This is a genomic window from Acetobacter senegalensis, from assembly GCF_001499615.1.
Classification (GTDB): Bacteria; Pseudomonadota; Alphaproteobacteria; order Acetobacterales; family Acetobacteraceae; genus Acetobacter; species Acetobacter senegalensis.
Genome location: NZ_LN606600.1, coordinates 643,846 through 656,701, shown reverse-complemented (window position 1 = coordinate 656,701; position 12,856 = coordinate 643,846). Strand labels below are relative to the sequence as shown.

Here is a 12,856-nt window from a genome sequence, read left to right as displayed (position 1 = left end):
GGCGCGTGCGTTTTATAAGGCGGCCAAAAGTAAAATCTTTCAAATCAAGGCATTATTGTCTTTTTTGATACACCCTTCAGCAAGGTGGCCGTCAGATGCATGGGTGATGGCAGGTTGTCTCCATGTTCCCGCAGGCGAATAGTTTATAGTTTGCGCCTTCAACTCTTGCTGACACATTCGGCCCGATGCTGCGTTTGCATCTGCCGCTACCGAAAGGAATGGCATGAAAGTTCTGGCGGTTCATCCCAGTGCTCTGATGTACACAAAAGTGTTTCTCAGGCTCGAACCTCTTGGCCTGGAACTGGTGGCCGGGGCGGCGCGTGATGCCGGGCACGATGTCCGGATTATTGATCTACAGGTTGAGACCCATAAGGATTACTGGAAGCTGGTGCATGATTTCCAGCCTGATGCGGTTTGTTTTTCAGGCAGTTATCTGGCCAATGTACCGGAAATTATTGATCTCTGCCGCGCAACGCGCCTGCATTATCCCAATATTTTCCAGTTCATTGGAGGGCACTCCGTCTCCTTTATCGCGCGGGATGTGCTGGCGCTGTCTGAAGGGGCGGTCAACTGTATCCTGAAAGGGGAGGGTGACGCATCCGTTGGCACGCTGCTGAAGGCGGTGGAAGACGGTACGGATATTCTGGAAGTGCCCGGTGTGGTCACCATGGATGGGGAAGGCCCGCCGCCCACTTTTGTCAAATCCCTTGATGATATCCGCCCTGCGCGTGATCTTCTGCGGCACCGCAACAAGTATTTTATCGGCACGCTTGATCCGGCGGCGTCTATCGAATTTGCGCGTGGCTGCCCGTGGGACTGCACATTCTGTTCCGCCTGGACCTTCTATGGTCGCTCCTACCGCACTGCCAGCCCACAGGTGATTGCGGACGAACTGGAGGAAATCAAGGAGCCAGGTATCTTCATTGTGGATGACGTGGCCTTTGTGCATGAAGAGCACGGCATGGCCATTGCCAATGAGATCAAGAAACGCGGCATCAAGAAAGAATACTACCTTGAAACCCGTGCAGACGTGCTGCTGCGCAACAAAGAAGTGTTCAAGGTCTGGAGCGAAATTGGTCTTTCCTACATCTTCATCGGCATGGAAGCGGTGGATGAGGAAGGGCTGAAGCAGTTCCGCAAACGCGTCTCTCTCGACAAGAATTTTGAAGCGCTGGATTACGCCCGTTCACTGGGTCTGATTGTGGCGATCAACATTATTGCTGACCCCGATTGGGACCGTAGCCGCTTTGAAGCCGTGCGCCAGTGGTGTCTGGAAATTCCGGAAATTGTGAATATTTCCGTCACCACCCCCTATCCGGGCACGGAAATCTGGCACAGGGAAGCGCGCCGCCTGACCACGCGTGACTATCGCCTGTTTGATATTCAGCACGCTGTTCTGCCCACCAAGCTGCCACTGCCTGAGTTTTATGAGGAACTGGTGAAAACCCAGCAGGTGCTCAACACCAAGCATATGGGGTGGCAGGCGCTCAAGGATACCGCAGGCATTGCCGGACGGCTGCTCCTGAAGGGGCAGACCAACTTTGTCAAAATGCTGTGGAAGTTCAATTCGGTCTTCAATCCCAAGCTTCAGCTTGCCGACCATATGCGCAAGGCCCGTTACCTGATGCCGATCCAGCCCGACGTGGTGAAATCCATCGACCGCAAGGATCTGTATGTGCACGGCCCCGGTGGACGCAAAACCCGTGCGCTGGATGACAAGACAGAAAAATTTGTGGACGAAACCCGGATGGGCGAAAACGTCTGAACGGAAAACGAAACTGCCATCTGAGACCTGCCGGAGCCTGTTGACACAGGCCCCGGTCTAGTCAGCACGCTTCAGACGATCAGACGATCAGACGATCAGACGATCAGACGATCAGACGATCAGACGATCAGACGATCAGACGATCAGACGATCAGACGATCAGACGATCAGACGATCAGACGATCAGACGGGGTGCGGTCAGTTTTTAGTCTGGTCGTCCGGCATGTCAGGCGGCGGAAAGTGAAAGGCCGCGCTGGTATAGGTTTCAATCACGGCGCTGAGTGGCAACCCATCGGGCTGATGCAGCACGGCCTGATGGCGCAGGGTTTGCGGTGGCATATCCAGAGTCTCGCCTGTCCCGGCGGGGATAGGGGTGTTTTCCCATCCCTGTGGCAGGGGAGACCACAGCCGTTCTGCCACCACCAACTGCCGGGTGAATGCGAGATCTGCAATGGCACGCCCGAATGGGGTGTCTGTGGTTTCCAGCTCTGTGTTCATCTTTGCCGTCAGGCGCTCAGGCAGATACCAGTTTTCTGCGTCGGATAGCACCAGACTGCCGCACATCAACCGCACATGCCGATAGCGCAGAGCCTTCTCTCCTTGTGCGGGAAGGGCCAGATGCACACGTAAACTATCTGGGCAGGGGCGCTGGGGGGTATCCACAAGAATTGCTCTGACAGCGGGTGCGGCAGGCGTGCCTCCGGCAAGGTGATGGGTGCGGCACCATTGTTCCAGTGTGCGGGTGGCGCTGTCTGTGGTGAGCAGCGCGTTATCCAGCATGTTCAGCAAAGCTGTGAGCATCAGCCGGTGGGGCGCGGTATCTCGCCAGGCAGACGGAAGCGCGGAAGCCGATGGGGAAACAGAGCGAATTTTCTGCATAGGCTGGTTTTATCGCACCTGTGGCACGGCGCACAGGGGATGAAAGTAAGGACCCCGCTTTAGGCAGGCCAATAAGTGCGGTATGCTGCATGCAGTCATGACAAAATGGGAGGCGAATGGACTTATGGCTACGGCAAGTTTCATTGTCGAAGGAATGTCCTGCGACGGGTGTGTTTCTGCCATCAAGCGCGCGCTGGCCGCCGTGGATGGGGTGCAGGATACGGATGTTAATCTGGCAACAGGAGAAGTGAAAATTCAGTATGACCCTCAGCGGGCTGGAACGTCTTCCCTACAGAACGCCATTCGAGGTGCCGGGTACGACGTAAGCTGATGCATTGTGGCTCCCATTATGGGGCCAGAACGTGCGGATAACATCCGGTGCAGTAAAGTCCTCCTTGGGCATGACATGTCATGCGGTGTGCACGGGGGGGATGTGCCAGCCGGTGCTCTATGCTGCGTGCAGCAGGCGTGGCAATGTGACGCCGGTAAGGCTGGGGCAAAAGCCCCATGGCGCACGGAAATGGTGAGTTTGGTGGGAATGCGAGCAAAAAAGACCCTCGGCCTTGGCATGATGCTGGGTGGATTGGCGCTGCTGGGCGGCTGTTCTTCTGAAATTGGACGGGTGCCGCTGCTGGATACGGATGTGTCCTGCCTGCGCAAGCAGATGAAGGGCCCCATGTTTCTCAGCTTTCCGCTTGCAGCCAATACCTGCCAGCGTATGAGCAACCATAATCTGGTGTTGGGTGAGAAAAACGCACACCCGCTGCCCCTGAACCTGAAAGATGCGCCAGACCTGCAAAAGCAGGCGGATGAATACGGTTACAGCTATACCAAATAAGCGCCGAAAGGCGGTTGGGCTGTTGCCCTAGCTTTCCAGTTCCGTGTCCCAATACAGGTAATCACGCCAGCTTTCGTGCAGATAGTTTGGCGGGAAAGCGCGCCCGTTATCCTGTAACTGCCATGATGTAGGCCGTGCAGGCCGTGCGCGGGGCAGCATACCAATAACATGCGGCAGATGCGGGCCTTTGCGCAGATTACAGACACCGCAGGCCGTTACCACGTTTTCCCATGTGGTGCGTCCACCTTTGCAGCGCGGAATCACGTGGTCAAACGTCAGATCATGTGTGGGGAATTTGTCACCGCAATACTGGCAGGAAAAATTATCCCGCAGGAAAACATTGAAGCGGGTAAAAGCTGGTTTCCGGGCGGCTGGAACGTAGTCTTTCAGCGCAATAACGCTGGGGAGGCGGAAGGTGCGGTGGGGGGAATGAACTTCAGCATCATATTCGCTCAATACAGAAACCCGGTCCAGACACACGGCCTTCATTGTGTCCTGCCAGGACCAGAGCGAGAGCGGAAAGTAAGAGAGCGGACGAAAATCCGCATTAAGGACCAGTGCCGGAAAATTCAGCGTACTGCCATCAGCCAAAACCCGCCTCCCTGTTTCTCGTGAGGGCGCAGCTTCAACACTGGCGTTATAAACTCTGAGCGGAACGCCGTTGGAGGTGCGTCGTCGAGATCACTTTGTGTCAACAGTATTGCAGATAACCGGGCTTGCAGCAAGAAAACGCGCAAGTATTTCATAAAACAGTATTATTTCTCTATTGGCGTCATCTGGAGGCTGTTTGAAAAATTTGTCAGGGTAGTCGGGCAGGTGTGTTGGTGGCTGATTGTCTTGGTGTGTCGTTTCGATGTCAGCCACCCTGCTGGCACATCTGGTTTTTCAGCCCCGGAGGGCGATCATCGGCCTTCAGACACCGGCTTTTCAAACGGCATTTTGGTGGGAAGGGATTGTTGCAGACTGTAAAGGGGAAAGTGTGAATGTGGGTCACCCGTTTTGCACCGAGTCCAACCGGGTTCCTACATCTTGGCCATGTGGCGTCGGCTTTGTTCGGGTGGCGATACGCAAAGCCGGGCGGCCGCTGGCTGGTGCGGATGGAGGATATTGACCCGCAACGCTGCCGCGCTGAATACGCTACCGCCATTCTGAAAGATCTGGACTGGTTGGGCCTGAAGCCGGATGGCGCAGTGCTATATCAGTCGGCCCGTATGTCCGCTTATGCCCGCACTCTGGCGGAGCTTGACCGGCTGGGGGTGTTGTATCCGTGCTTTTGCACCCGCTCGAAAATCGCACGGGAACAGGCGGGGATGTTCTCCGCCCCACATACTGCCCCGGATGGCAGTCTGCTCTATCCCGGAACCTGCCGTCACCTCAGCGGGCCGGAACGGGCACGGCGTCTGGCGGAGGGCAAGCCACACGTTCTGCGGCTGGATATGGAAAAAGCGCTTGCCTTGGTGCGTGAAAAAGCCAGCCTGGAAGCAGAAGCAGAAGCAGAAGCAGAAGCAGAAGCAGAAGCAGAAGCAGAAGCAGAAGCAGAAGCAGAAGCAGAAGCAGAAGCAGAAGCAGAAGCAGAAGCAGAAGCAGAAGCAGAAGCAGAAGCAGAAGCAGAAGCAGAAGCAGAAGCAGAAGCAGAAGCAGAAGCAGAAGCACTTCCCGCACGATCACAGTGCGGGCATTCTCCGCATGCATCAGAGCGAACGCAGAGGTGGGGCGAGGGGCAGCAACAGGCGCGCACTGGCGGCACTGAGCAGGACCATTTTCAGATGACGCGTTCCGTATGGCCGCTGGTTTATGAAGATCTGGACCGGGGCCGGGTGGTCTGCACGCCGGAATTGTTTGGCGATGTCGTGTTGGCGCGTCGGGATGTGCCTGCGTCTTATCACCTTTGTGTCACGCATGATGATGCCATGCAGGGTGTCACGTTGGTGGCACGGGGGGAGGATTTGCGCCCGGCCACGGACCTGCACCGGCTGTTGCAGGCGCTTATGGGGTGGCGCACGCCCACTTATGTGTTTCATCCGCTTTTATGTGATGCGCAGGGGCGGCGGCTGTCCAAACGGGATGGTGCGGCGTCTGTGCGGGAGATGCGCGTAGCGGGCATGACACCGGAAGCCGTGCGGGCCATGGCGGTGTTTGCAGGTTGCTCCACCTGAAAAAAGCCGGGGCAACGCGAGAAGAGCCGCGCCTTACGTAAAAATCATGGCAGAAAGGCCTTTCTCCGGTTCCGCCGGAGGCAGAAGCGCATTACTGTGCCGCGCGAAGCGGGATTTTTGGAATCATCTCCCATCATGCTTCGGCCGCCTGAGGCGGCGAGAATGAAAAATTGAGTCAGGAAGTGTGGAAATCATGAGCATTGTCGCTGACCGTCTGAACAGGATCAGCCCCAGTCAGACGATTGTTATTTCGACCAAGGCCCGCGCGCTGAAGGCGGAAGGTCGGGATATTATCAGCCTTTCAGCCGGAGAGCCGGATTTCCGCACCCCGGACAATATTGCCCGCGCCGCCATGAAGGCGATTGAAGACGGCAAAACCCGCTACACCGACGTTGCGGGCACCCCCGAACTGCGCAAGGCCGTGGCGGAACGCTTCCGCATGGATAGCGGGCTGGATTACACGCCCGAGGAAGTGATTGTTTCCACCGGCGGCAAGCAGGTGATCTACAACGCCATGATGGCTTCCCTGAACCCTGGGGATGAAGCCATTATTCCGGCTCCATGCTGGGTGTCCTACCCCGATATTGTCACGCTGGCGGAAGGCGTGCCGGTGATTGTGCCCTGCAAGCGTGAAAACGGCTTCAAGCTGACCGCTGAGGAACTGGAAGCCGCCATTACGCCGCGCACCAAATGGTTCTTCCTGAACTCCCCGTGCAACCCCACGGGGGCAGCTTATTCTGCTGAAGACCTGCGGCCGCTGTGTGATGTGCTGCTGCGCCACCCGCATGTGTGGGTCTTTACGGACGATATTTACGCCAAGCTGGCGTATGATGGTTTCCGTCCCGCCACATTTGTGGAAGTGGAACCCCGCCTGCGCGCCCGCACCGTGACCATGAACGGTGTTTCAAAGGCCTATGCCATGACCGGCTGGCGCATTGGGTTCTCTGGCGCGCCGGTGGAAATGACCAAGGCCATGAACAAGTTGCAGGGGCAATCCACCTCCAACGCGTGCTCCATTGCACAGGCCGCTGCGGTTGAAGCGCTGACCGGCCCGCAGAACTTTATTGGCGAGATGGTGACAACCTATCAGGGCCGGCGTGATCTGGTGGTGTCCATGCTCAATCAGGCAAAAGGCTTGCAGTGTGACAAGCCGGAAGGCGCGTTTTACGTGTTTCCGTCTCTGGAAGGCTGTCTGGGCAAGACCTCTGCCGGTGGCCACAAGCTGGATACGGATGAAGCGTTCGTAACGGCTCTGCTGGAAGAAGAAGGGGTGGCTGCCGTGCATGGCTCCGCCTTCATGTATCCGGGCCATATGCGGATTTCCTATGCCACGGATACGGAAAGCCTGCGGGAAGCCTGCGCGCGCATCCAGCGGTTCTGCGCGGGGCTTGTGTAAGCATGGTCCGCTCTTTTGCCCGCCGGATGCAAGGGCTGCCCGCGCCTGCCACCATTGAAATGGCGCGGCGCGCCCGTGCCCTGCGGGCAGAAGGCAAACAGGTGATTTCTCTGGCGTTGGGGGAACCGGATTTTCCCACGCCAGCCGCCGTGGTGGAGGCTGCGCATCAGGCAGCGCTGGCCGGGCAGACCAAATATCCGCCAGTTGATGGCACCCCGGCGCTGAAGGCGGCAGTTGCCCGCAAGTTCAGCCGCGAGAACGGGCTGGACTATGCCCCGGACGAGATCATGGTCTCCAACGGTGGCAAACAGGTTATTTTCAACGCCTTCATGGCCACCCTGAATGATGGGGATGAAGTGGTGGTACCCGCCCCTTATTGGGTGAGTTATCCGCTTATTGCCCGCATGTTTGGCGGTGTGCCGGTCTATGCGCCCTGTCGGGAAGAAGATGGCTTTCGCCTGAAAGCCGAGGCGCTGGCTGCGGCCATGACCCCCCGCACGCGCTGGGTGGTGCTGAACTTCCCAAACAACCCTACCGGCGCGGTGTGTGAACAGGCTGATCTGCACGCCGTGGCAGAGGTGCTGCGGCAATACCCGGATGTATGGATCCTGTCTGATGAGATCTATGAACATCTGGTTTTTGATGGCGTGCAGTCGGCATCGATTGCGGCCGTAGCGCCCGATCTGAAAGACCGCACCATCACGTTGAATGGTGTCTCCAAAGCCTATGCCATGACCGGCTGGCGCGTAGGCTTTGCCGGTGGCCCGAAAGATCTGATTGCCGCCATGCGCGGTGTGCAGGGAAACGCCACATCCGGCATCTGTACCATTGCACAGGCCGCCGCTGCCGCCGCGCTGGATGGTCCGGCTGATCTGGTGCGCACCATGGCCGAAACATACAGCCGCCGCCGTAAGATGGTAGTTGAGGCTTTACGTGCTGTGCCCGGCTTGACCTGCGCCATGCCGGAAGGGGCATTTTATGCCTATCCGGGTGTGGCGGGTTGCCTTGGCCGCACAACAGCAGGCGGAACCCGGCTTGAAACCGACCATGATTTTGCAGTGGCTTTGCTGGAAGAAGCGCATGTGGCCACGGTTCCTGGTTCAGCGTTTGGGCTGTCTCCCTATCTGCGCCTTTCCTGCGCCACCCGTGATGAAGACCTGAAAGAAGCCTGCACCCGCATTGCCCGGTTTGTGGACGATCTGCACTAAGCTGTTCTGGACAGCCTTCTGAAGAAAAACTGGAAGAAAAATATTAGGAAGGACGTGGAAACTGCTGTCTTTCAGCATAATTCCGTTCTTCCTGATAAAGGCAATCTTGGATCGGGGGATATACCTGATGACAAGCTACAGGTTCATCATCTTGTTCTCTGACTCTTAAGGGTGTTGACCCGGCAAGACGTATTCCTGTCGATAAATGACATTTGAACAGTAACGCTCTGGCAAATACATCTATCCTGCTGCGCTCCTATCACGAGCAAGTGGTTCATGGCGGGATCGGAGCTTTCAAAAACTATTCTGGTCAAATAAATTCAATCACGGAAAGTGTTGATGAACTTACCAATGATGCAGCCCGAACAGGCGGGTTTGAGGTTGGGTAGTCCATAATCCCTTGTGCGTTACGAGATTTTGCAGAAAACTTGCTAGGGACAGTGGCGACGCACAGACAGAACTGCTGCAGGACGTTATTTCGGGTGCCGATATTCTTACCAACGGATAAAGAAATCTACGATGTCAGAAATAAACGTCTATCGTGTCAGCAGTAATCTTCAATACGGTCGCATTTCACCCGCAGCAAGAATAATGGACGGTAAAAGACAACCCGTCTTCCCCAATGATATCGCTTTGGAAGACTGGGAACTCTATCCAATCCGCTTGAGTAAATTCACAACAGATGTGGACTTTATCCCTTATTATGCGGGTAACGAATTTATTCTTGATGAAACGGCAAAATCCCTGCTTCAGCATCTAATAGAGGCGTGCGGTGAGTTCCGGCCCGTCAAAGTCGGTGAACGCCTTTACTGGTGGTTCAAATGCACTGCCCACTATGACTGCACGGTCAAGGGAAAGATTGAGGGAAGAATAGGGATTGAAAAACTAAATTTGTGGTCTGAAGTCAATCGATGGGTTTTTGATCCGAGCCGACTGAGAGAGGCACCTGCTATTTTTATTCCTCATGAAGATCCGATCATGAGACTTTGCACAGATGTCCTGAAAGACGAGGTTGAAAAATCCGGGCTGATTGGACTGACTTTCCAGCATCTCTGGAATTCCACCACTGGGGGAGAATGGGTTAAGGAGCCTCCTGTTCTTGGCCCGATTGCAGCAAAATTGGGCAAGGAACTTGAGGACAAATGGGAAAAGAATAAAAAGAAATATGGCCTGCTTTATGACAAATTAAAAGATAAAGAGGGGATCAAACTGATCTGATGGGTCAAGCAACATTAGGGGCGCACGGATAAACGCACCACACGTTCTGATCAGAAACTCTGTCATCCTTGACTGCCGCCAAATCAATGCCCCCTGAAAGCCGATCTCTACTTTTCTGGCAGAATGAAACTGCAGAGTTTTTGAGCTTTTCCTACATCTGAGGTTTCCGTCTGACAGGCGTCCATTCTGTCCAGATTGTCATCCACAAAGCGCCTGCTCCACCCACGAGTTGTCATGTTTCAGGATTATCCACCGCTCTCATCTGGGCACCCATGTCTGCGGTTTTTTCTTCGACACCACAAGATGCGGCCCTTGTTGCAATGCCTGACGGCAGAAGAGAAACCACAACAGGGCGCAGGCAGAATCCCAATTACTGTAAAGTAGTGGGTGGTCACTCACGCTACAGCGCGTGGCAATAAGAATGTGCACTGATTGGCATCTTTGTTTTGAACTGTGGTCGCGCAAGTGCAGGTAGCGCTTGCGGATGAAGAACTGCTTTTAAAGCTAGTTTGTATTGTAAGAGACTGGACGGATACCTGAAGATCAGGACGACACAGACCGGATAAAGCGCAAAACGCTGTTCCCGACATTCTGATAGGCGTAGTTCTGGGCGCTGCTATAGATGGTGAAGTCATTGGTCGGCACAATCTGGCTTTCCGTGTCAAAATCCAGCCGCAACGTCCCTTGCAGCACAAAAATCATTTCATGCCAGCCTTCCGGGTCTGGATCAGCCGTGTAGCGCTCGCCTACTTCCAGAGACCACAGCCAGAGCTGGGTATCATGCCGGGCAGGGGCGGCCCCCAGCAATGTGGCCTGGCTCTGTGGCCCTACGCCGCGCCACATCACTTCCTCCAGCCGCCGGATTTCACGCTCGGGGTTGCTGACCAGTTTCAGGAAGGACGTGTTCAGGGCTTCCGCCAGGCGGTCCAGCGTGCCCAGACTGATATTGGCGTTGCCGGTTTCCAGATTCACAATCATGCGGCGGCTGATGCCAGAGGCCGCTGCCAGAGCTTCCTGGCTCAGGCCCGCTTCCTTGCGCAGACGGCGGAGGTTTGTTCCGACATGGGCAAGAACATCGGAACGCGGGGCTTGATTGTGCATTATAGTGCCCATATATGCTGAAACCTATGAACCGAATTCATCCCACCTCTGAGCTGCCAGTCAAGATGCTCTCTCGTCAGGAGATGATTTTGATTGGCATTACCATGTTGTGGGGGGCAACGTTCCTTATCATTCATAACACCCTGCGCCATACCGGGCCGCTTTTTTTTGTTGGGGTACGGTTCATAACGGCGGGTATCATGTCCGTGGTGCTGTTCCATAAATCGCTGGGCGGATTCCGGCGGCATGAGGTCAAGGCCGGGGCCTGTATCGGGGTGGCGGTGTTTCTGGGCTACAGTCTGCAAACGCTGGGGCTGAAAACCATTCCCAGCAGCCAGTCCGCCTTTATTACGGCATTGTATGTGCCAATGGTTCCGTTTCTGCAATGGGCGGTCCTGCGCCGCAGGCCCCATGCCATGAGCTGGGTTGGCGTTGCCTGCGCCTTTGTGGGGCTTGTGCTGCTGACAGGCCCGAGTGCCGCCACCGGCCTACAGTTCAGTGCCGGAGAAATCTCCACGCTGTTGTGTGCATTGGCCATTGCCGTGGAAATTATTCTGATCAGCCGCTTTGCGCCGGGCGTGGATAGCCGCCGGGTGACCATGGTGCAGCTTCTGGTGGCGGGGCTGCTGGCCTTTTGCACCATGCCGCTTGCAGGCGAGGCTGTGCCGCCCTTTTCCTGGACATGGGTTGCCGCCGCTGTTGGGCTTGGGGCCATGACGGCCATTATCCAGTTTGCCATGAACTGGGCGCAGAAAACCGTTTCCCCTACCAGAGCCACCGTTATTTATGCGGGCGAGCCCGTATGGGCCGGGCTGGTAGGACGCATGGCGGGAGAGGTTCTGCCTGCTTCCGCTATGGTTGGGGCGGGGCTGATTGTTGCGGGCGTGCTGGCGAGCGAGTTGCGCCTGCCGCGCTCGCGGAAAGCGAGAGTTACCCGTTCTGCCGAAATGGAAGAAGCGCGTTAGCCTCCGCAAGCTGCGGCAGGGTTGTTACCCTCGCAACACGTTGCGCGTGTACGTTTTTGCCAGATCCGCGGCGCTCTCGGTTTCCGGTAATAGAGAGATCAGTTGCAGTTCATCGCAATACTGGGCCATCTGTTCGCGCAGGGCGTGGCCGGTAACGGGGCGGATTGTTGGCTCACTGTTCAGCATGGCCAGCACGTTGTCTGGCGTCATGGTCGGGGTATCATCCGCCACCAGGGTTGCGGCTTCGCTCCGGTGCGTGTTGGTCCATTTTGCGGCGTCCCGCAGGGCGAGGGTCAGGGCCGTTGCGGCATCCGGATCTTCTTCAAAAGCGCTGTTGCTAACACCCAGAATCAGGTTTGTGCGGTCCGCATAATGGCCGGTGTTGCTGCTGACCAGTTCCGCAAACAGACCATCACTCTGGTTGAGCAACTGCCACGCCAGCGGATCATGCGCCACAACGGCATCCAGTTCCTTGCGCTGTGAAGCCCCCAGAAGCTCTTCGGCAGGCAGGGTTTTCCAGTTCACGCCAGACATGGCGTTAATGCCCTTGCGGCGCATCATGATGGCAAAGAACAGTTTATCCGCGGCATTCAGGTCTGGCACGCCTACGGGGCGGTTCATTAACTGGTCTAGTCGGGTCACGCCGGAGCCACGCCGCACCAGCAGGCGGAACACGCCGGGCTGAATGCCCAGCACAAGGCTGGCTGACAGGCCCGCATGCAGGCGCGGCAGCCATGTCAGGGCTGGTGCAACGGCATAAGTGGCCTTGCCGTGCTCCAGCGCATCCAGTGCTTCAGAGCCATCCAGAAAGTCCCCGGCGGTTTCCAGTTCCAAGCTGTAGCGGGCAAAAAAATCTTTCTGATACGCCACAGCCAGCACAGGGGCCGTGGTGGCATGCGGCCACGCAATGGTGAGCTTTCTGTAACGGCCGTCGGGTTGTTTGTGCGGTGGACGGTTGGCGCGGTGGAGTTCATAGGCGCTCACTCCCCCTGCCACGGCCAGCCCCGCAAGGCTGCTTAACAGAATACGGCGGCGGAAAACCGGGGTGGAAGAAGATCCGTTCATGCTCATGAAATCCTTCCTACACCGTGTTTTTCCGGGTGTCGTCCTGCAAGGGAAACCGGAAATGAAAAAAAATGAAAAAAGGGGGTTTACGACCCGCCGGGAACCCGGTTATACAGTGCCTCGCTGATCCCGAATAGCTCAGTTGGTAGAGCAAGCGACTGTTAATCGCTGGGTCGTAGGTTCGAGTCCTACTTCGGGAGCCAGCCAGATTTTCCCCTGACAATTTGAACGCACTGCCTTGTCTAGCATAAAATTATGCTTGCAT

The 12,856-nt window shown here is 56.3% G+C and carries 12 protein-coding genes and 1 tRNA gene; 9 read left to right on the top strand and 4 right to left on the bottom strand.

Annotated elements, in window-relative coordinates; genetic code table 11:
* The first annotated feature begins 223 nt into the window (after positions 1-223).
* Positions 224-1,765 (top strand): hopanoid C-3 methylase HpnR, encoded by a 1,542-nt coding sequence (gene hpnR, locus ASN_RS02830; protein ID WP_006559911.1) that lies wholly within the window; start codon positions 224-226, stop codon positions 1,763-1,765.
* Positions 1,766-1,963: 198 nt separating this feature from the next.
* Here hpnR and ASN_RS02825 read toward each other — a convergent pair whose 3' ends face one another.
* Entirely contained in the window at positions 1,964-2,644 is a 681-nt protein-coding gene (locus ASN_RS02825) for a hypothetical protein (RefSeq protein WP_058987143.1), read from the bottom strand.
* A gap of 124 nt (positions 2,645-2,768) precedes the next feature.
* Here ASN_RS02825 and ASN_RS02820 point away from each other — a divergent pair, with 124 nt between their 5' ends.
* Positions 2,769-2,975 carry a heavy-metal-associated domain-containing protein gene (locus ASN_RS02820; RefSeq protein WP_035382323.1) on the top strand — a complete coding sequence of 69 codons (207 nt, stop codon included), beginning with the start codon at positions 2,769-2,771 and terminating at the stop codon, positions 2,973-2,975.
* 207 nt (positions 2,976-3,182) lie between these two features.
* The gene (locus tag ASN_RS02815; RefSeq protein WP_035382322.1) at positions 3,183-3,482 is read left to right on the top strand and encodes a hypothetical protein; all 300 of its coding nucleotides are present in this window, start codon (positions 3,183-3,185) and stop codon (positions 3,480-3,482) included.
* A 27-nt stretch (positions 3,483-3,509) separates the two neighbouring features.
* On the opposite strand, the gene ASN_RS02810 is transcribed toward ASN_RS02815, so the two are convergent.
* Entirely contained in the window at positions 3,510-4,073 is a 564-nt protein-coding gene (locus ASN_RS02810) for an HNH endonuclease (RefSeq protein ID WP_035382261.1), read from the bottom strand.
* Positions 4,074-4,465: 392 nt separating this feature from the next.
* Here ASN_RS02810 and ASN_RS20110 point away from each other — a divergent pair, with 392 nt between their 5' ends.
* From ASN_RS20110 to ASN_RS02785, 4 genes are all read left to right on the top strand, one after another.
* Complete coding sequence (locus tag ASN_RS20110; RefSeq protein ID WP_231948335.1) at positions 4,466-5,638, top strand: glutamate--tRNA ligase family protein; 1,173 nt, start codon at positions 4,466-4,468, stop codon at positions 5,636-5,638.
* Positions 5,639-5,831: 193 nt separating this feature from the next.
* A complete protein-coding gene (locus tag ASN_RS02795) occupies positions 5,832-7,034 on the top strand; it encodes a pyridoxal phosphate-dependent aminotransferase (protein WP_035380499.1) in 1,203 nt (400 codons plus the stop codon).
* A gap of 2 nt (positions 7,035-7,036) precedes the next feature.
* A complete protein-coding gene (locus ASN_RS02790) occupies positions 7,037-8,242 on the top strand; it encodes a pyridoxal phosphate-dependent aminotransferase (RefSeq protein ID WP_058987141.1) in 1,206 nt (401 codons plus the stop codon).
* Between the two features lie 519 nt (positions 8,243-8,761).
* The gene (locus ASN_RS02785) at positions 8,762-9,460 is read left to right on the top strand and encodes a hypothetical protein (RefSeq protein WP_157765083.1); all 699 of its coding nucleotides are present in this window, start codon (positions 8,762-8,764) and stop codon (positions 9,458-9,460) included.
* 543 nt (positions 9,461-10,003) lie between these two features.
* Here the strand turns inward: ASN_RS02785 and ASN_RS02780 are convergent.
* A complete protein-coding gene (locus ASN_RS02780) occupies positions 10,004-10,561 on the bottom strand; it encodes a helix-turn-helix domain-containing protein (RefSeq protein ID WP_197603326.1) in 558 nt (185 codons plus the stop codon).
* Positions 10,562-10,644: 83 nt separating this feature from the next.
* On the opposite strand from ASN_RS02780, the gene ASN_RS02775 reads away from it, so the two are divergent.
* Entirely contained in the window at positions 10,645-11,526 is an 882-nt protein-coding gene (locus ASN_RS02775) for a DMT family transporter (RefSeq protein ID WP_231948476.1), read from the top strand.
* A gap of 24 nt (positions 11,527-11,550) precedes the next feature.
* On the opposite strand, the gene ASN_RS02770 is transcribed toward ASN_RS02775, so the two are convergent.
* Complete coding sequence (locus ASN_RS02770; RefSeq protein ID WP_058987137.1) at positions 11,551-12,597, bottom strand: ABC transporter substrate-binding protein; 1,047 nt, start codon at positions 12,595-12,597, stop codon at positions 11,551-11,553.
* Between the two features lie 121 nt (positions 12,598-12,718).
* Between ASN_RS02770 and ASN_RS02765 the strand changes: the two genes are divergently transcribed.
* A tRNA-Asn gene (locus tag ASN_RS02765) sits at positions 12,719-12,794 on the top strand.
* Positions 12,795-12,856 lie beyond the last annotated feature (62 nt).